Source organism: Janthinobacterium sp. CG_23.4, from assembly GCF_029892305.1.
GTDB lineage: Bacteria > Pseudomonadota > Gammaproteobacteria > Burkholderiales > Burkholderiaceae_D > Janthinobacterium > Janthinobacterium lividum_D.
The window spans coordinates 4,893,705-4,916,120 of record NZ_JARXUX010000001.1 but is presented as its reverse complement, the minus strand read 5'-3'; the positions used below and the strand labels follow the sequence as shown (position 1 = coordinate 4,916,120).

The 22,416-nt window shown below is 63.0% G+C and carries 15 protein-coding genes and 1 pseudogene; 9 read left to right on the top strand and 7 right to left on the bottom strand.

What is annotated here, in order from left to right:
* Positions 1–41: 41 nt before the first annotated feature.
* Genes H4V96_RS21980 through H4V96_RS21970 form a run of 3 tightly spaced genes read right to left on the bottom strand, consistent with a single transcriptional unit; the run spans position 42 to position 3,363 of the window.
* Positions 42–1,409 carry a sigma 54-interacting transcriptional regulator gene (locus tag H4V96_RS21980; RefSeq protein ID WP_280721161.1) on the bottom strand — a complete coding sequence of 456 codons (1,368 nt, stop codon included), beginning with the start codon at positions 1,407–1,409 and terminating at the stop codon, positions 42–44.
* The gene (locus H4V96_RS21975; RefSeq protein ID WP_280721160.1) at positions 1,406–1,951 is read right to left on the bottom strand and encodes a hypothetical protein; all 546 of its coding nucleotides are present in this window, start codon (positions 1,949–1,951) and stop codon (positions 1,406–1,408) included. The genes H4V96_RS21980 and H4V96_RS21975 overlap by 4 nt, the downstream gene beginning before the upstream one ends.
* Positions 1,951–3,363: an ATP-binding protein gene (locus H4V96_RS21970; protein ID WP_196856492.1), complete on the bottom strand. Its 1,413-nt coding sequence runs from the start codon at positions 3,361–3,363 to the stop codon at positions 1,951–1,953. Before H4V96_RS21970 ends, H4V96_RS21975 begins: the two co-directional genes overlap by 1 nt.
* Before the next feature lie 299 nt (positions 3,364–3,662).
* Here H4V96_RS21970 and H4V96_RS21965 point away from each other — a divergent pair, with 299 nt between their 5' ends.
* A complete protein-coding gene (locus H4V96_RS21965) occupies positions 3,663–6,533 on the top strand; it encodes an insulinase family protein (RefSeq protein ID WP_196856491.1) in 2,871 nt (956 codons plus the stop codon).
* Positions 6,534–6,592: 59 nt separating this feature from the next.
* Here the strand turns inward: H4V96_RS21965 and H4V96_RS21960 are convergent, their stop codons facing one another.
* Complete coding sequence (locus H4V96_RS21960) at positions 6,593–7,147, bottom strand: hypothetical protein (protein WP_196856490.1); 555 nt, start codon at positions 7,145–7,147, stop codon at positions 6,593–6,595.
* 124 nt (positions 7,148–7,271) lie between these two features.
* Between H4V96_RS21960 and H4V96_RS21955 the strand changes: the two genes are divergently transcribed.
* Together H4V96_RS21955 and H4V96_RS21950 are read left to right on the top strand one after the other, a co-directional pair.
* A complete protein-coding gene (locus tag H4V96_RS21955; RefSeq protein WP_280721159.1) occupies positions 7,272–8,156 on the top strand; it encodes a LysR family transcriptional regulator in 885 nt (294 codons plus the stop codon).
* Between the two features lie 139 nt (positions 8,157–8,295).
* Positions 8,296–9,153: a hypothetical protein gene (locus H4V96_RS21950; RefSeq protein WP_196856488.1), complete on the top strand. Its 858-nt coding sequence runs from the start codon at positions 8,296–8,298 to the stop codon at positions 9,151–9,153.
* A 33-nt stretch (positions 9,154–9,186) separates the two neighbouring features.
* Here the strand turns inward: H4V96_RS21950 and H4V96_RS21945 are convergent.
* Positions 9,187–10,258: pseudogene (locus H4V96_RS21945) on the bottom strand (bifunctional nicotinamide-nucleotide adenylyltransferase/Nudix hydroxylase).
* 323 nt (positions 10,259–10,581) lie between these two features.
* Positions 10,582–11,226 carry a metalloregulator ArsR/SmtB family transcription factor gene (locus H4V96_RS21940; protein WP_010393866.1) on the bottom strand — a complete coding sequence of 215 codons (645 nt, stop codon included), beginning with the start codon at positions 11,224–11,226 and terminating at the stop codon, positions 10,582–10,584.
* A gap of 63 nt (positions 11,227–11,289) precedes the next feature.
* Between H4V96_RS21940 and H4V96_RS21935 the strand changes: the two genes are divergently transcribed.
* On the top strand, positions 11,290–11,778 hold the full coding sequence (locus H4V96_RS21935) for a DUF2938 domain-containing protein (protein ID WP_196856487.1): 489 nt from the start codon (positions 11,290–11,292) through the stop codon (positions 11,776–11,778).
* On the opposite strand, the gene H4V96_RS21930 is transcribed toward H4V96_RS21935, so the two are convergent.
* A complete protein-coding gene (locus H4V96_RS21930) occupies positions 11,779–14,214 on the bottom strand; it encodes a DUF3772 domain-containing protein (RefSeq protein WP_196856486.1) in 2,436 nt (811 codons plus the stop codon).
* Between H4V96_RS21930 and H4V96_RS21925 the strand changes: the two genes are divergently transcribed.
* The 5 genes from H4V96_RS21925 (at position 14,213) to H4V96_RS21905 (ending at position 22,409) form a co-directional block, all read left to right on the top strand.
* Positions 14,213–14,494 carry a hypothetical protein gene (locus H4V96_RS21925; protein WP_128089120.1) on the top strand — a complete coding sequence of 94 codons (282 nt, stop codon included), beginning with the start codon at positions 14,213–14,215 and terminating at the stop codon, positions 14,492–14,494. The genes H4V96_RS21930 and H4V96_RS21925 overlap by 2 nt on opposite strands.
* 490 nt (positions 14,495–14,984) lie before the next feature.
* The gene (locus H4V96_RS21920) at positions 14,985–17,459 is read left to right on the top strand and encodes a GGDEF domain-containing protein (protein WP_280721158.1); all 2,475 of its coding nucleotides are present in this window, start codon (positions 14,985–14,987) and stop codon (positions 17,457–17,459) included.
* A gap of 46 nt (positions 17,460–17,505) precedes the next feature.
* The gene (locus H4V96_RS21915; RefSeq protein WP_082260938.1) at positions 17,506–18,546 is read left to right on the top strand and encodes an NrtA/SsuA/CpmA family ABC transporter substrate-binding protein; all 1,041 of its coding nucleotides are present in this window, start codon (positions 17,506–17,508) and stop codon (positions 18,544–18,546) included.
* A gap of 30 nt (positions 18,547–18,576) precedes the next feature.
* Positions 18,577–21,279, top strand: a complete 2,703-nt coding sequence (locus H4V96_RS21910; RefSeq protein ID WP_280721157.1) for a hybrid sensor histidine kinase/response regulator — start codon at positions 18,577–18,579, stop codon at positions 21,277–21,279.
* Between the two features lie 128 nt (positions 21,280–21,407).
* A complete protein-coding gene (locus H4V96_RS21905; protein WP_280721156.1) occupies positions 21,408–22,409 on the top strand; it encodes a diguanylate cyclase in 1,002 nt (333 codons plus the stop codon).
* Positions 22,410–22,416 lie beyond the last annotated feature (7 nt).

Sequence of the window (22,416 nt, the reverse complement as noted above, 5' to 3'; positions counted from 1 at the left end):
TTATCCGTAAGCCTTTGATTATTCATGCTTTATTTTTGTCGCTATTCAGCGACAGGGTCGCCGTCAAGCCGGAACAGGGCCGGCGTCAGCGCATATTTCTGTAATAAACGGTAGAACTCCGTGCGGTTGCGGTCGGCCAGGCGGGCCGCGTCGGCCACGTTGCCGTCCGTCAGGCGCAGCAATTGAATCAGGTAGTCGCGCTCGAAGCGCTGCTTGGCTTCGTTGTAGCTGAGCGCTTCCAGCGATGGCACGCGCAAGGCCCGTTGCACCAGGGACAAGGGCACCAGCGGCGCCGTGGCCAGCGCGCACACTTGCTCGACCACATTGACCAGCTGGCGCACATTGCCGGGCCATGGCGCGCTGACCAGGGCCGTGAGCGCATCGGGGGCGAAGCCGTTCAAGGGCTTCTGGTACTTGGCTGCCAGTTTTTGCAAGAAATGGTTGGCCAGCAGGGAAATGTCTTCGCGGCGCTCGGCCAGCGCCGGCAGGGTCAAGGTCACCACGTTCAGGCGGTAATACAAGTCTTCGCGAAATTGCCCTTCCGCCATAGCCACATCGAGGTCGCGGTGCGTGGCCGACAAGAGCCGTACGTCGACCGGGCGCGTCTGGTCGGCACCGACAGGGCGCACAGCCCGCTCCTGCAGCACGCGCAGCAGTTTGACTTGCAGCGGCAGCGGCATGTCGCCGATCTCGTCTAAAAACAGGGTGCCGCCGTCGGCAGCCAGGAACAAGCCTTCGCGCTTGCCCACGGCACCCGTAAACGCGCCCTTCACGTGGCCGAACAGTTCCGATTCCAGCAACTGCTCGGGAATGGCGCCGCAGTTGACGGCAATGAACGGTGCCTTGGCTCGGCGGCTGGCGTTGTGCAGCGCACGCGCCAGCAATTCCTTGCCCGTACCGCTGGGGCCGCGGATCAAAATGCTGGCGTCCGATCCCGCCACCAGCTTGGCTTCGGCCAGCAGTTCGGCCATTTGCGAACTACGGCTGAGCAGCTCGGCGCGCCAGCTTTCGTCACCGGACGCCGGTGCCGGCATGACCGTAGACAAGTTAATCGCATGCGCCACCTTTTCCATCAGCAGCTTGCCGTCGAACGGCTTCGTCAGGTAGGCAAATGCGCCGCGTGCCGTCGCTTCGACGGCGTCGGGAATGGTGCCGTGCGCCGTCAGCAAGATGACGGGCAGGGCTGCGTGCTGGCGGCGAATTTCATCGAACAGCGCCAGGCCGTCGCGACCCGGTAACTGCACGTCGGTAATGACCAGGGCCGGCAATTCCACCGCCAGGCGCGCCAGCGCCGCTTCTGCGCTGCCCACGGCCGTCACCCGATAATTACCCGCCTGTAAGCGGATGGTCAACAGGCGCAGCAGGTCAGGGTCATCGTCGACCAATAAAATGTGGGCCTGCCCGCTCATTTTGGCGCTCCCGCAGCGGGGCGCACGGACAGGCTGCGCTCGATATTTTTCAGTGCCTCGAGTTTTTCATTGAGCAAGTCGTTGCGGCGCTGGGTGTCGCGCAGCTGCGTGTTGAGCTTGTCGATATTTTCCTCCTGGCGGCGCAGTTCCCCGTACTGGTTGCTGAGCAACTGCACCAGCGGCGCCAGCAACTGAGCATCCTTGCCCGTGGCCGTGGCCGTCAAAAGCGGTTCCAGCAGCGCCTGTGCGCGGGCCAGGTCACCGGCGCCGCGCAAGGCCGCCAGCAGCATGGCGCGGCGGATAGTGTTGTGCGGCGCGTGATCGGCCTTCGCCAAATCTTGCTGCGCCTTCAGCAGTTCCGACGACGGCATCAGGCGCACGGCGCTTTGATATGCGAGCAGTTCAGTGAGCTGGGGGTCCATCGGCACCACCACGCGTGGCGGCGTTGGCGCCAGCAAGGGCGTCTGGGTGGGAGGCTTGGCGGCGCAAGCGCCCAACAGCAGCGCGCAGACGGCCATGCCGGCCAGAGAAGTTCTCGTCATCATAAGGGCAGTTCTATCCGAAAATGTGCGCCGGCATGGCGCGGTAAAAGAGTGACGCTGCCAGCGTGGGCAGCAATATATTCACGGACGATGGACAGGCCGATGCCATTGCCATTGCGCGCGCCAGCGACCTGCCGCAGGCCTTGGTAAAACGGCTCAAAGATGCGCGCGCCATCCTCGGGTGCCACGCCAGCGCCATCGTCGATACAGTCGATGCACACGCGCCCGCCTTGCTTGGATAAGCTGAACCGCACGCTGCCGCCTGGCGGACTGAAGCGCACGGCATTCGACAGCAGGTTCGCCAGTACCGTTGCCAGCTTGTCGCGGTCGGCCTGCACGCTCAAGGACTCGCCCTGCACCTCGACCGTCAGGTGGCGCGCCAGCCATTGCAAGCGCTGTCCGGCCACGACCTCGTGCAGCAAGACCAGCAAGTCCACCTTGCTGCGCGCCAGATGCTGGGCGTCAAAGGCGGCGGCATTGTAGCGTAGCAAGTCTTCGATCTGGGTTTGCAGGCAAGCCGTGTTTTGCTGCAGGATGCCGGCAATTTCGCGCTGGCCATCGCTGAGTTTGCCTGCCACCTCGTCTTCCAGCAAGGCCACGCCTTCGCACAGGGCCGCCAGCGGCGTCTTCAATTCGTGCGAGATGTGCCGCAAAAAGCGTTCCTTGTCAGCATCGAGGTCCGCCAGGCGCTGGCGCAGCCAATCGAGCTGCTGGCCCAGGCGGCGCGTATCGGCCGGACCACCGACAACGATGGGCTGGTCATAGCGCTTCTCGCCCAGGCGCTCGATGGCCATCTCGATGCGGCGCAACGGACGCGACAATAAAAAGCCGAAGCAGGTGGCCAGCACGGCCGCCAGCAGCACGGCGCCGCCCACCAGCATGCCCAGCACGCGGCGCTGGCGTTCCAGCTCGGCCAGCAGGGCATCGTTGCGGCTGCCGATGTGCGTCTTGCTTTCACGCGCCAGGCTGTCATTGATCTGCGTCATGCGCGCAAACGCGCGGTACACGACGGCGTGGCCATCGCGCTTGCGGCGCTGGCCTGCTTGCAACACTTCCCAGGCCGCTTGCGCTTGCACCGTCCATTCCTCGGCCAACTGGGGCGCGAACCCGGGTGTGGCGCGGCTCAACACTTGCAGCGCCGCCGTGGCGTCGGCGCGGGCTGCCGCGTAGCGCTCACGAAATACGCGATCATCGAGCACCAGGAACTGGCGCGCGCTGCGCTCCATGGCCAGGGTGCGCTCGGATAAACGCTGCGACTGTTCCGTCAAGGTAATCGCCTGCGCCGCCGTCTCGCGCCCCAGCCGCGCCAAGTGTTCCAGGGTCAGCAGCGCTTGCACGGAGGTAGCCGTCAAAATGCCCGTCGTCAAAATGAAGGCAGCAAATAACAGTTGGCGAAAGGACAGTCTGGACAAAGTAAGCGCCTTCAGTGCGGTCAGCGAGAGGGAAAAGGCGCATGGTACGCTAAGCCTGCAGACTGGGGCGCCACCTGTCACGAACCGGCTTATTTGCCAACATTGCTGCTTTTGCGGCCGACTGGCAAGCCTCGTCGGCGGCGCGCAGATACTCCTAGTACAATAGGCAAAAGCTGCATACAGACATCAAGCGGGCATCCGTCCTGGCGGGCCGGCTCTGGCATTGCGCCACATTGCCCCCATCTGTCCTGCAGCTCGACCGACTATCCGCATCACCTACCGAAGAGATCCCATACCGCATGAGCACATTTGAAAAAGTCAGCAGCAACTTCATTCCAGTCTTGCAGGCAACCATCGAGCAGTATGTCGAGCCGGCAACGGGCATGCGCCATATCCACATGCATACCGAGCAGGCTGAGATGGTGTTCCTGGTGGCCTTTCCCACTGTGCCAGAAGCGAGCGACGGCCGCGCCCACATCCTCGAACACCTGGCGCTGTGCGGCTCGTCGCGCTACCCGGTGCGCGACCCGTTCTTCTCGATGCTGCGCCGCTCGACGGCCACGTTCATGAATGCGATGACCTATCCGGACCGCACCGTGTACCCGTTCGCCAGCACCGACCGCAAGGATTTCTTCAACCTGCTCGACGTGTACCTGGACGCGGCCTTCTTCCCGAACCTCGATTACCTGAACTTCCGCCAGGAAGGCTGGCGCCACGCGTTCGAAGGCGACAAGCTGGTGTACCAGGGCATCGTCTTCAATGAAATGAAGGGCGCTTTCAACAGCCCCATGCGCGCGCTCGACAGCGGCATCGCCAGCGCCTTGCTCAAGGGCACGACGTATGAAGTGGAATCGGGCGGCGATCCGCTGGTGATCCCGGAACTGACGCATGCAATGCTGAAACAATTCCACGCCAGCCACTACCATCCTTCACAAGCCGTCATCATGACCGCCGGCAATATCGAAGCGTCGGCCGTGCAAGAGCAGGTGGCCGAGCGCGTGCTGTCCAAACTCAGCGGCTTTAGCCCGCGCCGCCTGCCGCAACTGGCGCCAGCGTGGACCGCGCCGCAGGAAAATATCGTCAAGATTCCGTCGCAAGAAGCGCGCGACGACGAATTCGGCCTGCAATTGGCCTGGCTGATGGGCGAGTCGAGCGACCCCATCGCTTACTACCACGCGCATCTGCTGTCGCACGGCTTGCTGGGCGAATCGTCGGCACCGGTCATGCGCGCCATGGAATCGGCCGGCTATGGCCGCCCATCGGACATGAATGGCCGCGACGCGGGCATCCGCCAAATGGTGTTCCATATAGGTATGGAAGGTTTGACCCAGGAACAGATCGCCGATGCGCACCAGCGCATCTGGACGGCACTGGAAGAAACAGCGGAAGAGGGCATTCCAGCCGCAGTACTGCACGCGGCCTTGCGCGATATCAAATACAGCCAGCGCGAAATCAGCAGCGGGCGCATGCCTTACGGTCTGGGCCGCTTGCTGCACGCCTTGCCACTGGCCATGTATGGCGGCGATGTGATGGACGCCTTTGACAATGCGGCCATCCTGGAAACGCTGGAACAGCAAATCGAAGACCCGCAATTTTTCAAGCAACTGGTGCGCGAGCTGATCGCCAATCCGACCCGTTTGACCACCCACGTGGTGCCCGACAACGCCTACTTCACCGACCGCGCCGCGCAGGAAGACGCCAAGCTGGCAGCCCTGCAAGCGACACTGACGGATGCCGAGCGCGAACACATCGTGGCCGAATCCGCCGCGCTGGAAGCGCATCAGCAGTTGCCATCGAATTCCGAAGTCTTGCCGCGCATCCGCCCAGGCGACGTCAGCGCCGCGCCGCGTCCGGCCCTGCCTATCCCGCCCGCCGTCGACGGCGCCGTGGCGTTTTCCATCGCCTCGAACGGCATCAGCTATGCCAACGTGCTGTATGACGTGTCGAGCTTGCCGGAAGCGTCGTGGCCATGGTTGCGCCTGTACACGGACCTGGCACCGGAACTGGGCGTGGGCGACATGTCGTTCGACGACGCCAGCGCCTGGCGCCAGAGCATGGTGCCTTCGTTCCACATCGGCCTGGAAGCCATTCCTCGCCCGCAACAAGCGATGCGCGTGGAATTGTCGTTCTCGGCCAGCGGCTTGCGCGAAGAACACGCGGCGATTGCCGCCGTGCTGTCGGCCTGGATCGCCAAGCCACGCTTCGATGAAGAAGAGCGCCTGGCTTTCCTGATCGAAAGCCTGGTGCAAGACAAATTGAGCAGCCTGGCCGAATCGGGCAACCGCTACGCCATGCTGGCCTCGGCGGCGCCCCTGTCGCCCACGCGCCGCTTCGACGATATCGTCGGCGGCCCGGCAGCATTGCCGTTCTACCGCCGTTTGCAGCAACTGAGCAAAACCTCGGCAGGCTTGCAGGAAATCGCCCGCGAACTCGACACCCTGCACACGCACATCATCGCCCAGACATCCACCGTGCTGTGCGCGGGCCTGGAGCAAGATGGCATCACCCTGGCCCGTTTGCTGGAACTGCCAGCGGCCAGCGTCGACACGGCGGTCGCTACAGCAACGCCAGCGCCAGCAGCATTACCACTGGCCAACACGGCCCTGCATGCAACGAGCCAGATCAACCATTGCTTCGTGTCCTGGGCCGTGCCTGGCGTGCACAGTCCGGACGCCTCGGCCCTGGCCGTGGCCGCTGAACTGATGACTAACCAGGTGCTGCATACGGCCCTGCGCGAAAAAGGCGGCGCCTATGGCGGCAGCGCCAGCTATGCCGCTGGCGCCGGCACGTTTACCCTCAGTTCCTACCGCGATCCGCGCCTGGCCGGCACGTTTGCCGACTTCGCGACGACCTTGGATCAAATCCTCGACGGCGATTTCTCGCAAGAGCAAGTAGAGGAAGCCATCATCTGCGTCATCAAGGGCCTGGACAAGCCGCACTCGCCTTACGCGGAAGCGCTGACGGCATGGAATATGCAGCAACGTGGCACGACGGAAGCCGTGCGCCAGCAGTTCCGCAGCGGCGTATTGACCTGCACCTTAAGCCAGATCAAGGATGTCACACGCACCTGGCTAAAAAATGGCCAGCAGAGCCGCGCCGCGTTTGCCGGTAACACGACGCAAGACCTGGCAGGGCTGGAAGTGGTCGATTTATTGGCCTTGGCCAGCTAAAAGCGCTGTCACGGCTTCAATACCGCGCTATTGCGGTATTGAAGCCGCTGGGACATACATCAACGCCCATCGATATTCATCGATGGCCATCGCCATTCTGGAAACTGTGGCCCTGCATGGAGCAGAAATCGCGCGCCTCCTTGTCGCTGCTGCCACTCGCCTGGACGGCCTACACCACCATCTGATCGACTGCGCCCCGGCTCTCGGCCGACAAACAGCGCAGCACTTCCCCCACCCAAATGATTTAGCACAGCTGCCCGGGCGCAAATAGCCTGAATCTGTCGTGCATCCTCAAAGCCACGGCACCAGGCAATCAGCGCCTCGATCGACGGTGACAGTCTGGTGCACAAAAAAGTTAGCAACGATGCCACAAACACAGTTTTACTGCCATAATGGGCAGCCAAGCAGGCGCTGGCGGGAATGACGATGCTCAGGCCAAGGATGCAGACGGTGTTGATCCAGGCCAGCTGCGCCACCAAAGCCTGCCAGGCGTGGCCGATGTCCGGGCAGGCGACGCTGGTGGTGAACATGTTGATCAGGTCAACGAAAAAAACCAGCAGATAGATGGCCGCGACTTTTTTGCGATAGTCGATGGTGCTCCGAATGGCAAACAAGCAGCGGAAGCGCTGCAGAGCATTTGCGTAACGGGCCAGCCCCGATTACACTGTCAAATAATTTTTGACAAACCTCTACAACCCGCATGCCTCCTCATTCTTATTTATGATCAGTCTTGACCGCTTGGGTATTTTCATCGCTATCGTCGACGCCGGTTCGCTGACAGCCGCTGCCGCCGTGCTGGGCCAGAGCAAGGCCGTCGTCAGCTTCAACTTGAAACAGCTGGAGGCGGAACTGGGCGTATTGCTGCTCACGCGCAGCACGCGCAGCCTGGCGCTGACCGACGTGGGGCAGCGTTTTTACGAAGATTGCCAGCGCGTGCTGAGCGAAGCGTACGGCGCCATCGAAACGGCGCGCCAGGGCCACCAGAGCTTGCGCGGCACCCTGCGCCTGAGCACCACCGTCGAATACGCTAGCCGCACGGTGATCCCCGCGCTGATCGCCTTTGCCGCCGCCCATCCGCAGCTGCAAATCCAGCATGCGTCCTCGTCCTCGCATGAAGACCTGATCGCGGGCCGCTGCGACCTGGCCATTTGCATGGATACACTCAACGATGCGAGCGACCGCGCTTCGCTGGTCGAGCGCTACGCCGTCTGGCCCGTGGCCTCGCCCGCCTACCTGGCCAGCCTGCCCGCCAAGGACATCGCCACCTTGCCCGACTTGCAGCGCGCGCGCTGGCTGGCGCACAGCAGGCTCAGCACGCCCCTGCACTGGGACGTGCTGACCCCGGACGGCGCCGCCCACTTCATCGTGCAGGACGCCGCCGCCATCCATTCCGACTCCGCCTCGGCCCTGCTGGGCTTTGCCCTGGGCGGCTGCGGCGTCGCGCTAATGCCACAGTGGCTGGTGGAAGGGGAAGTGCGCGCGGGACGCCTGCGCCGCCTACTGCCCGATGTCGTCTTTCCAGAGCAGGGCGTGTATGCCGTGGTTACGGACACCCTGCCTGTTGCGCAAAAGGTGCGCGCCTTCATCGACTTCTTGCGCGCCTTCGTGGGCACACCCGCCTGAGGTTGCACGTGGTGCCACGCTGCCCGTATCACGTTGGCAGTACTTGTTCAATACAACGATTTCCAAGGGGCAAACGAGCGCCCCTTTCCTTGTACACGGCCTACACTAAACCTACTTTGTTCAACGGTTGGAGAGCATCATGGCACATACATTGGCAGCAGTTTTCGCCGTGCGCGACATGGCCGAACGCGCGCGGCACGACCTGATCACGGCGGGCTTCCCCGCTGGCCGCGTCCGCCTGCACGATGCGGGCAGTGACGATATTTACGCCACGGAAAACATGTACCGCGACAATAGCAACAACAGCGACAACAGCGACAACAGCGACAGCCTGCTCGTCAACATCAAGCACTTCTTTGCCGACCTGTTCGGCAGCCACGCCGACCGCCACATCTATGCCGAAGCCGTGCGGCGCGGACATGTCGTGCTGACCTTGGAAGGGGCGAGCGACGCCGATATCGGGCGCGCCACCGACCTCGTCGAGCGCTATGCGCCGCTCGACATCGATGCACACGCCGATCACTGGCGCGCTGGCGGCTGGCAAGGCGCGCCGCAACACGATAGCGCGATGCGCCACGGCGCCAGCATGCAATCGGGCGCGCCATCGCAGCAGGGCACAGCCACCGGCAAGCCGAACTCGACAACGGCAGCGTCGCAGCAATTTGCCGGCGGCACGGCGCCGCCACCACCGAGCGCGAGCGCCAACGCGCGCCGCTATCCGGGCGCCGACAACCTGCCCGGCACCAGCGACGACGACGAGCAGTATTACCGCAAGCACTGGAGTGGCCAATATGCTGCCGGCGGCGGACACTTCGACGACTACGATCCCGCCTACCGCTATGGCCATTCGATGGCGGGCAGTGACAGCTACCGGGGGCAAAGCTGGGAGCAGGTCGAAGTGGAACTGCGCAATACCTGGGAACACACGTACCCGCAATCGGCGTGGGACGACTTCAAGGCGGCCATCCAGCATGGCTGGGAACGCGTGACGTCCTGAGCACAGCGCGGCGCTGCGGCTGCCCCCGGTGCTTCAGTGCCCCTCGTGCGTCAGTTGCAGGAAATGGTTCAGGATATGAAAATGGTCTTCGAAGAATTGCTCTTCCATGGCCGGTAGCGACGCTACGGGCACCCACTGCGCCAGCGCCGCATCGTCGGCCGCCGTCACGGCCGGCAGTTGGCGCGTTTTCAGGTCAAAATAATGCGCATGCGTGATGGTGCGTCCGCGCTGGCTGCGGTCAGGGTGGTCGAACACGGCGACGTCGACCAGCGCCTCGACAAGGGTGGGCGCCAGCACCCCCAGCCGGGTCTCTTCCGCCAGCTCGCGCAGAGCCCCCTGCAGCAGGCGCTCGCGCGGTGCCAGGAAGCCCCCAGGCAACGCCCACAAGCCCTTGCCCGGATAGTCGCCGCGGCGCACCAGCAAGACGTGGCCACCCGTCTGCACCAGCGCATCCACGGTGCAAAAAATGGGTGCATACGGTGCCGTGCGCCAGCGCGCCTTGTACACTTCGATGGCCCGGTATTCCTGCACCAGTGGCGCGTACCACGGCAACAAGGTCCATGCTTTCAAGTACTGGCTAATAGCCGCCGGCAGCAGCTGCGCCACGGCACTCAGCGACACGTCCACGTCTTCGGCTTCGAACAGCACGCTGCGAATCGCCGTCGCGCCAATCGGTGCACCGGCATCGATCTGCGGGTTCAGCAACTGCCAGTGCGGGAAGTGGTGCAGATAGTAACTGCTGGCGTCCTTGAAGCAGGCCACCAGCGTGGCGCGCTGCGCCGTCGGCACGGCGCCCGCCACGGCGCGCCGCACGGCATCGGCCCACAGGCCGTCGTCATAGTAATCGCGCACGGCCACGTAGTGCACGCGCGCGCTGCGTCTCGGGCAGGGTGGCGGCGATCATGGCAGCGCGCTCCTGCCACGTAAACGGATTCTTCGCGCTGCGCGCATGGAAGGCGGAACCGAGCACCACCACCACCTGGGCGGCGCTGGCCAGCGCCGTTTGCAGCAAGCCGGCATGGCCATTGTGAAAAGGCTGGAAGCGGCCGATCAGGATGGCCGCGTCGGCGGAATAGGCAGGATGGGCAGGATAGGCGAGGGTCATGCATCGTCTCCAGTCGGGTAGTGGGCGGTGATCGGCAATTGGCGCCCACTGCAAAAAGCATGCGAACGCACGCGTACCAGAGTACTATCCTGCCTGAAAAATTTTCTGAGCGTACTGATGCAATCGTGCGCGGGTGGCGCTCGCGTGCTGCAGCGCCAGCAGCTGGTTTTTACCTGCGGCAGGCCTGGCAGCGAACTTCCATGTCCCGTGCAACATAGGCACACGGCGGCGCTGCGCCAATGTCCGCAGAGCGTTCCACGTGAAACCTTCGACGGCAAGGACGATGTCCTCGATGCCTTACTGCTTGCTGTTCGGGATCGCCGTCATGCAGCCTTGACGACTGGCAAGCCGGCCGCCTGCCAGTGCTCAAAGCCGCTACCAAGACGACGCGCAGGCAAGCCGTGTTGGCGCAGGGCCGCCACCGCCTGCACGGACAACACGCAATACGGGCCGCGGCAATACGCGGCGATTTCTGCGTTCGCTGGCAATTCGCCGAGGCGGCGCTGCAAGTCATCAACAGGAATATTGATCGCGCCAGGCAAGTGGCCAGCGGCAAATTCCTGTGCTGGCCGCACGTCGAGCACGGTGATGCTGGCCTCGCGGATACGTGCCAGCAACTCGTCGCCCGTGATCGCTTCCACATGGTCACCCCGGCTCAGCGCATGCACCTCGCTGCGCTGGTGCTGCGCGTACACGTCCAGCGCGGCCAGCAGTTGCACGATGGGACCGCTACCGAGCCGGTACAGCACGCGCTTGCCGTCACGCTGCGCCTGCACGAAACCGGCGCGCCGCAGTTGCTGCAAATGCTGGGAGGTATTCGCCACGGACAAGCCTGTCAACGCCACCAGTTGCTCCACTGCATATTCGCCCTGCGCGATTTGCTCAAGCAGGCGCAGACGCGGCGCGCTGCCTAAAATATGGGCAAATCCGGCAGAACCGGTGAGAAATTCGATATCAGCATTTTTCATTGACACGATGCTAGCACCCTTATAACATTCAATCAATCTATTGAATGTTATAAGGCGATAACGATGCAAATACTCTGGCTTGATGCCTTGGCCATCGGCGTGGGCGCAACGGCGGTGATGGATGTATGGGCGCTAGCCTTGAAACACTTCTGGTGTATCCCCTCGCTGAACTTGGCCATGCTGGGACGCTGGCTCGGCCATCTGCCGCGCGGTACCTTCACGCATGCCAACATCGTCCAGGCGGCAGCCGTACGCGATGAGGCGCTGCTGGGCTGGAGCGCCCATTATGTGATCGGCGTGCTGTTTGCGGCCATGCTGCTGGCGCTGATGGGACAGCAGTGGGTGCAACAGCCGACGTTCGCGCCGGCGCTGCTAGCGGGCCTCGTGAGCGTGGCCGCGCCGTTTTTCATCTTGCAACCGGGCATGGGTGCCGGTGTCGCCGCCAGCAAGACGGCGCATCCGACCGCCGCCCGCCTGCGCAGCCTGATGGCCCACATGGCATTCGGCATCGGTCTGTACCTGGCGGCGGCGCTGTGGTCGACGGTGCGCTGACTAACTCGTCATTGGCGGCACGGGTGCGGGTGCCGCCGTCGGTGCGGGTACAGCCGCCGAGATGGCCGGCGTCTGCGGCTGCGCCGGCACGGTGCTCAGCACCATCGTGCTGGGCTTGGCAATCGCAATGTGCGCCTCGTCGAGGCGCTTGAGCAGCTCGAACAGCAGGGCGCTGCGGATGCCCGACGTCAGGCGCGGCGACGAAGCATAGCCGGTGGCGTTGAACAGCAACAGGCCATTGTCGATACCGTCGAGCTGCACGCTGGGCGCCGGCGTGTCTAGCACGTCGGGATTGTCGACAAAGGTGGACAGGATCAGCGCGCGCGCCGCCTGCGCATCCGTACCCAGCGGCAACGGCAGCTTGACCTGCACCAGTCCCAGGGGATTGGCGTGCGTAACGTTGCGCACCGTCTTGGTGATGAATTCCGAGTTCGGCACGATCACCGTGGAACGATCGCCCAATTGAATTTCCGTGGCGCGCACATTGATGCGGCGAATGTCGCCTTCCACGCCGCCCAGCGAAACCCAGTCGCCGACTTTGACGGGGCGTTCGGCCAATAAAATCAGGCCGGACACGAAGTTCTGCACCACCGCCTGCAAGCCAAAACCGATACCCACCGACAAGGCCGACGCCACCCACGCGATGCGTTCCAGGCCGATGCCGGCCGCCGACAGGGCCAACGCCACAGCCAGCACGCCGCCGATGTAGCCGAACAAGGTGATGAACGACACTTGCATGCCGGAATCGAGATTGGTGGTCGGCAAATAACTATTTTGCAGCCAGCGCTTGAACAGGCCCAGCGCCACGAAACCGACGACCAGCACCAGCAGGGCCTGGATTAGCGCGGCAGGACGTATCGCCACCTCGCCGATGGCCAGGCCATCTTGCAGCTTGCCCATGCGCTGGAACAGCTCGCCCGGACCTTCGCCGAACGGCGCCAGCAACAGCATCAGGGCCAGCAGCACGACGATGGCGCGGCCGATGCCCGACAGTAGCACGGCCGCCTGGTCGCGCGCCTTGGGCGTGGCCAGCACGGGATTGACGGCATCCGGCGGCGGCGGGGTCGAGGCCAGCAGCATGCAGATATCATCGACCAGCACCGTCAGCAGATAGGTACTGCCCACCACCACGATAACCCAGGCGATTTGCTTGGCGATAAAACTGCCAAACGCCACATAGCCGATCAGCAAACTGATGACACTCGACGCCAGCGCCAGCCATAGCAGCACCGTAACGCAACGCAGCCACAAAGGCGTGACCAGGGTGGCCGGATCGGCCTCGCGCAACAGGCGCCAGCTGCGCTCGGCGCGCATCGAGCCATAGGCGATGGTCGTGCTCATCACCAGGGCGACGATGCAGTTGACAGCCACGGCCGTCGACAGGCCCGCATTGATGACGATGGTGACGCGTTCCGTGGCCCACACCAGCACCACGATAAAGGAAAATATCGAGGGAAAATGGCGCAAGCGGTGCGCCAGCGCATCGGGCAAGGGCAGCAAGCGCCACGACACGCGCCAGGGCGACAGCAGCGCATGGCCGAGACCGGCCGTAAAACCGGCAAAACAGATGATACCGATCAAGCTACCGAGAAAAGTCGCGGTTTTTTCGGACAGGCCGCCATCCCAGCGCAAGCCCATGGCCAGCAATTCCGCCACCAGCCCCGGCGTGGCCAGCGCCAGCACCAGCACGGCCAGCGCATGCAGCGAACGGCGCAAACGGCCGTGTGGCACGCGTGTGGCCGTGATCACCAGCAGATAGCGCGAAACCCAGACGCTGGCGGCGATCACGGCCACGATACCGGCCAGCAAGCCACCCCAGGCCGACCACGGCGTCGCGCTTGCCGCGTGGGCCAACTCCAGCCCCAGCACCCGCAGGCGTTGCAAATTCTGCGGCAATTCGGCATGCAGCTGTTGCCAGAACGAAGCGGCCAAAATCGACGCCGTGCGCTCACCCAGGCGCGCCTGCAATTGTGCGCGGCGCACCGTCGATACCTGCTCGGACGCCTGCGTCGCCTCCACCGCGAGCAATCGCGCCAGCTTCACTTGCGCATCGAGCGCGCTGCTGGTGCGGTCCAGCAAGCTGCGCTGCGCCGCCACGTCAGGGGCATCTTTCATGCCCGCCGCCGGCTTGCCCAGCTCGGCCAGCCGTGCCTGCACGCTCGACAGGGTGGGCGCGAGCGCATCGGCCACCTTGTCCGCCGATGCGCTCGCTGCCAGCGCATCAGCACGCATCTGCGACAGGGCTGCGTCATCGAGATCGGCCTCGCCATCGAGCGCCTTCTGGATGGTGGTGATCTGCTTGCGCAAGCCATCGAGGCGCTGGTCGGCCGTGGCGGCATCGTCGACAGGCTGCGACCAGGCCGGTGGTGCGGCCAGCGAGCATGCCAGCAACAGCGCCAGCAGGAAGGGGAAAAAACGGAGACGGAAAGAAGGCATGCTGACCTATGGCTGGAGAAATGAGTACTGTCAGAAAACAGGGGTGATGTCGTGCGCAGACGCGTCAAGCGCAACGGCAATGGTGTCGCCATCGCACATATGGCGCCAGCTGGGCGTATGGCTCGTCAATATAGCTGAAAATGGCGTCAGCACGCCAAAACGCTTATCCATCCGTGTCCCGCCACTGATCGGCAAGAGAATGGGTTTGGTGCACGGCGGCGCCAGTATCTTTACCGTCCATCTGCCACTGAGGTCAGGTGTGGCGCCTGACAAGGGCTAAGCCGGCGGGTCCATCGACGATGGCATCGCCCAGCCTTTGGCGTTGGCACAGATGCTGGCCAGCATGCAACGATGGCGCCAGCCTCGCCAGCCTGGGCGCGCGCTGCCGATGGGCGTCATTGCATGCCTGCCGATGTTGTCAATTCGCAACATCGGCGCCGTTGAAGGGAGCGCCTCGCCATGCAGACAGCCACCAGCGCTCGCCAGCACTTGGAAGCCGGCCAATTTGACGACATGGCACACGCATACGCGACGCTACGCGCAACGATGGGCACCCTGGACACAAAGCAGTTCGAGGGGGGAACGAAGCAGGCTGCCGGGCTTGCCCACCCTGGTCGCACACAGTCTACGCGAATGCGAAGCGCTCGCTCTTGCCTGGGGCGGCGCAGGCATGCGCCTGCCTTCACGATAGCGCTTGCGCCATGGAGGCGTCAGAGTTAGCATCATTGCACGATCACATCATCCATGGACTAGGCACCAGAATGTTCACCATGCAAGAAACTTCGCCCATGGCGATCCTGATCATCGACGATATGACCAGCAACATTACGGTGTTGCGCGATGCTGTCGATGGGCTGGCCGAAGTATTTTTTGCGACCAGCGGAGCGAGCGGCCTGGCGTTGGCCCGCCATTGTCGTCCCGACGTGGTCTTGCTCGATATTGCCATGCCGGGCATGGATGGTTACGCGGTCTGTGAAGCGTTGAAGGCCGATCCGCTCACGGCCGACTGCGCCGTGATTTTCGTCACCGGTTACACCTGCGCAGACCGTGAGTTGCTATCGCTGCAACAGGGTGGGGTGGATTACTTGCAAAAGCCGCTGGATCTGGCCGTAGTGCGGGCGCGGGTATTCAATCATTTAAGGATTAGAATGCAGACGCGTGCGTTGGCACAGGCACGCCAGGACTTGGCCGATGTGGTCGCGCACCTGCCCGCCTTTCTCAGTTATTGGGACGACCAGCATCTGAACCGTTTTTGTAACGATGTCGCCGGCAGGTGGTTTGGTGTGACTGCGGCGTCGATGGAGGGCATGGCCTTGCCCGAAGTGGTGGGTAGCGCGAACGCCTTGCTGATACGGCGCCGCTTGTATGTGGGCCCGCCGGACGCCGCGCCGGCGTTTGAAATGTCCCTCCACAACGCTGACGGCGGCACCGTGCATACCCAGGCATCAGTGGTGCGGCGCGAGCGCGGCAAACGGGACAGCAGCTTTCTATTGCTGATTACCGATGTCAGCGCCCGCAAGCAAGCCGAGCTCGCCCTGTACGATGAAAAAGAGCGCATGCGCATCATGCTCAATTCCATCGGCGATGCGGTCATCGCCACGGACCGCTACGGTTGCGTCACCTTTCTCAATCCCATCGCCGAAGAGATGACGGGATGGAGCAGCGAGGAGGCGGTAGGGCAACTGATCGAGCACGTGATGCCCTTGATCGACGGCGACAGCGGCGCGGTGACGCGCAACCCGGTGCGACTGGCCCTGAGCGAAGACCGCATCGTCGGCATGGCGCTAGACTGCGTGCTGGTGCGGCGCGATGGACGGCGCCTGATGGTCGAAGATTCAGCGGCGCCAGTGCGTGACCGCAACGGCGTCCAGAGCGGCGCCATCATCGTGTTCCACGACGTCAGCGAAGCGCGCGCGATGGCGTACAAGATGACCCATCTGGCCCAGCACGACGCATTGACCAATCTGCCCAACCGCACCTTGCTGCGGGACCGCACAACACAGGCGCTGGAGCAGGCCTCGCGCCAAGATCAGCATGTGGCGATGCTGCTGATTGACCTCGACAATTTCAAGGTGATCAACAGCACGGCCGGGCACGCCGTTGGCGATACGCTGTTGCAGCAAGTCTCTTTACGCCTGCAGCAGGCGCTGCGCGCCGGCGATACCATTTGTCGCCAGGGGGGCGACGAGTTCATCATCTTGCTGAGCGCTCTCGATGATGTGGAATACGCCGGGGTCGTCGCGCGCAAGCTGCTCGCGGTGCTGGTGGAGGCGTTTATGGTCGGCAACCAGCGCTTTGATCTGTCCGCCAGTATCGGCGTCAGCCTGTTTCCCGGCGATAGCAATGATCAGGATGGCCTGTACCGGCATGCCGATTCTGCGATGTACCGGGCCAAGCAAGAAGGAAAGAACCGGTTCTGCTTCTTCTCGGCCGAGTTGGAGGAAAAACTGCTGGCCCGGCATGCCTTGATCGGCGAGTTGCGCAAGGCAATCGAGGATGGCGGGCTGGAAATGCATTACCAGCCAAAAGTCGATGCCAGAGTGGGGCGCGTGGTCGGGCTCGAGGCACTGATACGCTGGCGTCATCACGGCGTACTGGTGCCGCCCGCCAGTTTCATTGCGCTGGCCGAAGAGTGTGGATTGATCGTCCCGCTGGGCCAGTTCGTGCTGCACCAGGTCTGCACCGACTTGGCCCGGCTGGTCGACGCGCAGGTGGCAGTGCCAATCAGCATCAATTTGGCGGGGCAGCAGTTCGACGATCTGGCGCTGGCCGCCGACATCGCCAGGACGCTGGCCAGCCATGATTTGCCCAGCCATCTGCTGGAGGTCGAGATCACAGAGGGCACGCTGATCGAAGATGTCATACACTCGTTGGAGAATCTGCGCACGCTGTCCGAGCTGGGAATACGGACTTCAATCGATGACTTCGGCACCGGCTATTCGAGCCTATCGTATCTTAAAAAGTTTCCCATCGATGTACTCAAGACTGACCAATCCTTCGTGCGCGACATGCTCACCGACAGCAGCGATGCGGCCATCATCTCAGCCATTATCAGTCTGGCCAGCAGCTTGCGCATGGATCTGGTGGCCGAGGGCGTGGAACAGCAGGCCCAGGCTGATCGGCTACTGGCGATGGGGTGCACGATCATGCAAGGCTATTTGTATAGTCGTCCTGTGCCGTTCGAAGAAATGTTGACCTTGCTTCGCCACGAAACGATCTTTGGCTTGCCGCCAGTGCCGGCGTGAACCAGTCAGCGGCGCCGCGCCGCTGGCACACAGGAGTGTGAACTTGATGAAAAATCTGCGGGTTGGGCGGCCTTGGTCCTCGCGGCAACGCATACTCGGCGTGATCGCAACTGGAGTGCTACTTGCGCTGCTCATCGCGCTGGCTTGGCGATATACGCGGCCAACTGCCGCGGTAGTGGCGCCGCTGCCATTGACGCTAGCCTTGCCGGTACAGGCGGCCAGCGGCGCTTTCTTCGTCGCCGAGCAGCGGCAACTGTTCCCGCAGCATGGTCTGGTTTTGCAGACCCAGCGTTATGCGCTCGGCAAGCAGGCACTGGCAGCGGTGATCGAGGGACGGGCCGACATGGCGGTCGTCGCCGATACCCCCTTTGTCTTGGCCATCGCCAAAGGAAACCAGGTCGCGGTGGTCAGCACGGTCTTTGGCTCGCGTAAGACGGCGGCGCTGCTGGTGCGCGCCGACCGTGGCATGCGTACCGCAGCCGACCTGCGTGGGCGCCGCATCGGCACGGTATTTGGCACCAATGCCCAGTATTTCCTCGATAAATTACTCGAACATCAGGGCATAGCCGCGCATGAGGTGAGCATCGTCGATTACGCCCCGGCAGCGTTGCTCACGGCCATGCGTGACGGCGAGGTCGATGCCATCACTACCTGGCAACCGGAGCTGGCAAGGCTGCAGCAAGCGCTAGGCAAGAAAGTCGCCGCCCTGTTTGAGCAAGACCTGTTCGTGTATCGTTTTTTGTTGGTCGGGAAGGTCGAATTTATCGACAGCCATCAGCAAGAAATACAACGGCTGCTGGCGGCATTGGCCGACACTCAGCAATATATGCTCGACCAACCGTTGGACGCCCGCCAGACCGTGGCTGCCGCCGTCGGGCTGCCGCCAGAACTGATGTCGAGTTTCTTCGAGCCTGTCGACTATGGACTGTCACTGGATCAATCCCTGTTGCTCGCCCTTGATGATCAGACGCGCTGGGCGCGCCAGCGGCAAATCATCACCAACCGTGCGGTGCCGAACTACCTGGACTACCTGCGTCCCCAGCCATTGCAGGCGGTGCTGCCCAGTGCGATTTCAATTATCCGGTAGGCGCGTATGACACTACAGCGACAATCGACATTGCTGGCCTGGCTCGCCGTTCTGGCACTGCTGCTGCTGGCCGGCGTGACCATGAGTGCGGCCAGCGAGGTGCGTAGGCAGACCGAGCAGAGCGAGATGGCGGAAAGCACCGCCAGAGCGGTGGGAAATTTCCGCTATCTCATCATGGAAACGGCGCTGTATCGCGAAGCGCGTTCGGGCCAGCAGTGGCGCCAACGTGTCGACAGTTTCCGCCGCCAACTGGCAGCGAACCGTTACAGCGAGGGCAGGCAGCGGGCGCTGCTCGACCGCGAACGCAGCAATCTGGCCGTGATCGAACGGCTGTTTGATAGTTTGACGGGGGCGACCGACAGTGCGCGCACGGCGTCGGCCGTCAGCGCGCTGTTCCTGACCACCGAGCAGATGGCAAGCGACGCGTTCGAATTGATACGCATGAACCGCGATGATTTGCAGCGCGCGCAAGCCCGGTATAACCAGGTGGTCCTGTTTGCCCTGGCCCTGCTGACTGGCCTGATCGCCTCGGCGTACCTGATACTGCGACGGCGGGTGTTGCTGCCAGTCACGCTGATCCGCCTGGTGGTGGAGCGGGTGGCGCGAGGCGATCTGACGCCACGCGTCGCGCTAAGCCTGGACAACGAGATCGGTTTTCTGGCACATCGGTTCGATGCGATGACTGAGCAATTGGCGCAGACGCACAACGCCATCAGTGCCGAGGTGCAAGAACGTCGACGCGCCGAGTCTGCATTACAGGAGACCGTGACCGAACTGGCGACGGCACGCGACCTGGCACAGGCAGCGAATGTCGCCAAGAGCCAGTTCCTGGCCAACATGAGCCATGAATTGCGCACACCGATGAACGGCATGCTGGGCATGCTGCAATTGCTGCGCTATACCCGGCTGACAAAGCAACAACAGGACTACGTGGCAAAGAGCAGCTTGGAGGCGCAGTCTTTGCTCGCCTTGCTGGACGACTTGCTCGATTTTTCCCGCATTGAAATGCATGCGTTGGAGATCGAGGCGGCGCCTTTCGAGATCGAGACCGTCCTCACCGATATGGCGATCCGGCTGCGCGTATTACACGGCTGCAAAGCATTAGAGTTGGTGATCCGCTGTGCCCCTGACGTACCGGCAATGCTGATAGGGGACGGCGCGCGCCTGCGCCAAGTCATGTTGATTTTAGCCAGCAACGGCTTGAAATTCACCGAGCACGGCGAGGTCGTCGTCGACGTCAACTGCTTGCACACCGACGGCAAGACCGCAGAGCTTGAGTTTAGCGTGCGCGACACCGGCATTGGCATCGCCGCAGAACACCTCGACGTGATCTTCGAACAGTTCAGGCAGTCCGAGAGCGCCACGACCCGACGCTACGGCGGCGCCGGCCTTGGACTGTCCATCAGCCGTCGCCTGGTGGCACTGATGGGCGGTGAGCTTGAAGTCGCCAGTGAGCCCGGCGTTGGCAGCGTGTTCCGTTTCCGCTTGCGCCTGGCGATGGGCGCATTGGCCATGACCGAAGCGCAGACAGCGCCCTACCGGGTGCTGGTAGTCGACGATCATGCGCTGGCGCGGGAGGCGATATTGGGCATGGTCGAGGTCGCCGGCTGGCGTGGCGAGGCGGTAGCCGGCGGCGCGCAAGCGCTGGCGTGCCTGGAGAAGCAGAAGCAGGACGGTGCTGGATTTGACGTGGTATTGCTCGACTGGCGCATGCCGGACATGAATGGATGGCAGCTCGCTGCGCACTTGCGGGCGATGCGACACGGACAGAGCCGCCCCGTCATCATCATGGTGACTGGCTGCAGCAGTATTGAACTGGCGGCCCGCAGCGATGCCGAACGCGCGTTGATCGATGGCTACCTGAGTAAACCAGTAACGTTATCGCTGCTACGGGAAGCGGTCACGGCTGCGTTCGAGGTCGAGCGCAGCGCTAGCGTCGCGGACTATGCACGTCTGGCGGGCCTGCGCATACTGGTGGTCGATGACAATCCGATGAACCTGCAGGTAGCCTGCGAATTACTGCAGCGGGAAGGCGCACATGCCGAGTGTGCCGAGGGCGGGCTGGCGGCCATCGCGCTGGCGCAGCGCGGTGATCGCAGCTACGACGCCGTCCTGATGGATATTCAAATGCCCGACATGGATGGTCTGGAGACCACGCGACGACTGCGCGCAGACCCGCGAACCGCCGAGCTGCCTATCATTGCGCTCACCTCCAATGTACTTGAGAGCGACCGCGCCGCCAGCCTGGCCGCAGGGATGGACGCACACCTGGGCAAGCCGGTTGCGCAAGACGAGTTGGTGCGCACTTTACTCAGCGTCTGCAAAGCTCGGCAGCTTGACTCTGCCTTTGTCGGCGACGTCGCTGGCGCTCTGTCAGCGGCACGGGAGCCGGTGATTGACAGCGCGCTGGCGCTCTCGCGTCTGGGAGGCGATATACAGCGTTATGCGAGCATGGTACAGTCGTTCCAAAAGGAATGCAGCAGCACGCTCAAGGCGCTGCGCCTGGCGCAGCGACACAATATGCTGGGCGCCGGCGTAGAGCGCCTGCAGGCATTCCAAAGCGCCGCTGGCGTGATCGGTGCGGTGTCGCTACAGGAATGTGCAGCAGAGCTTGAGACCTGTTGGCGAACGGGGCAGGATGGCGATGGGCCATCGTTGGCAGCCCTGACGCAGCTGACCGAGCGCAGCGTGTCCGAGCTGGAGCAGTTCGCTGGCATAGATGCGCCGACTTAGCGGGCGCTACAAGGGGGTACGTGGCGCACTGGCCAAGCCAGTAATGGGCGCCGCCGGACGACGATCTCACGGCTTAATTTGAAACACGACAGTCAAGGCGCGACGAGCGCGCGGAAGCGAGAGAGGCAATGAGCATCGATAGCGAACCGGAAGGGAGCGGCAACGCGAGGGAAGGGAGCCGACCGCTATTGCTGATCGTGGACGATCAGCCCAGCAACATCCAGGTCTTGTTCGATATCTTCAAGGACGATTGCGAAGTGTGCATGGCGCTTTCGGGCGAGGCTGCGTTTGCATTCATCGAGCAACGCCAGCCCGACTTGATCTTGCTTGACATTGTGATGCCCGATATTGGTGGCTTCGCCGTTTGCAAGCGCATCAAGGAATCGGCGCGCACCGCCGATATACCGGTGATTTTTGTCACGGCCAACAACGATCCCGAGGAGGAGGCGCGCGGGCTGGTGGCGGGCGCAGTGGACTTTATCATCAAGCCCTTTCACGCCACCGTGGTCAAGGCACGCGTCAAAACTCAGCTGACCGTCAAACGACAGGCCGATCAACTGCGCTCCATGGCGATGGTCGATGGCTTGACCGGCGTGGCCAACCGGCGTCGCTACGACGCGGTGCTGGAAATTGAATGGCGACGGGCGGCCAGAGAACGCAAGGAGCTGGCGGTCATCATGATCGACGTCGATTTTTTCAAACGGTATAACGATCGCTTTGGACATCTGGCGGGAGACAATTGCTTGCAACAGGTCGCTAAAGCGTTGCAACAGCGAATTATCCGTTCGTCCGACTTGCTGGCGCGTTATGGCGGCGAAGAGTTCGCCTGCGTGCTGCCTGCCACCGGGCTCGATGGTGCCTTGATTTTCAGCAAAATGCTGGAACAGTGGGTGCGTGCGCTGGCGTTGCCGCATCCAGACTCCGAAGCCGCGCCGGTCGTCACCGTCAGCATCGGCGTGGCGGTGGGAAGGCCAAGCGAGGGCGGCAGCGCCGCCGCACTGCTGGCGGCGGCCGATGCCCAGTTGTACTGCGCCAAACAAAGCGGGCGCGCGCGCGTCTGCGGCCAGCAATTTAGCGAACAGCGTCCGCACGGCGATGCCGATGATGCCGGGCAAACTGGACCGGTCTGAGTTGGTC

What these genes read in the sequence shown, in the direction of transcription:
- H4V96_RS21930 (WP_196856486.1), bottom strand. Translation starts at nt 14,214, where the DNA reads ATGCCTTCTTTCCGTCTCCGTTTTTTCCCCTTCCTGCTGGCGCTGTTG.
- H4V96_RS21925 (WP_128089120.1), top strand. Translation starts at nt 14,213, where the DNA reads ATGCTGACCTATGGCTGGAGAAATGAGTACTGTCAGAAAACAGGGGTG.
- H4V96_RS21965 (WP_196856491.1), top strand. Translation starts at nt 3,663, where the DNA reads ATGAGCACATTTGAAAAAGTCAGCAGCAACTTCATTCCAGTCTTGCAG.
- H4V96_RS21920 (WP_280721158.1), top strand. Translation starts at nt 14,985, where the DNA reads ATGCAAGAAACTTCGCCCATGGCGATCCTGATCATCGACGATATGACC.
- H4V96_RS21935 (WP_196856487.1), top strand. Translation starts at nt 11,290, where the DNA reads ATGCAAATACTCTGGCTTGATGCCTTGGCCATCGGCGTGGGCGCAACG.
- H4V96_RS21980 (WP_280721161.1), bottom strand. Translation starts at nt 1,409, where the DNA reads ATGAGCGGGCAGGCCCACATTTTATTGGTCGACGATGACCCTGACCTG.
- H4V96_RS21975 (WP_280721160.1), bottom strand. Translation starts at nt 1,951, where the DNA reads ATGACGAGAACTTCTCTGGCCGGCATGGCCGTCTGCGCGCTGCTGTTG.
- H4V96_RS21940 (WP_010393866.1), bottom strand. Translation starts at nt 11,226, where the DNA reads ATGAAAAATGCTGATATCGAATTTCTCACCGGTTCTGCCGGATTTGCC.
- H4V96_RS21905 (WP_280721156.1), top strand. Translation starts at nt 21,408, where the DNA reads ATGAGCATCGATAGCGAACCGGAAGGGAGCGGCAACGCGAGGGAAGGG.
- H4V96_RS21915 (WP_082260938.1), top strand. Translation starts at nt 17,506, where the DNA reads ATGAAAAATCTGCGGGTTGGGCGGCCTTGGTCCTCGCGGCAACGCATA.
- H4V96_RS21950 (WP_196856488.1), top strand. Translation starts at nt 8,296, where the DNA reads ATGGCACATACATTGGCAGCAGTTTTCGCCGTGCGCGACATGGCCGAA.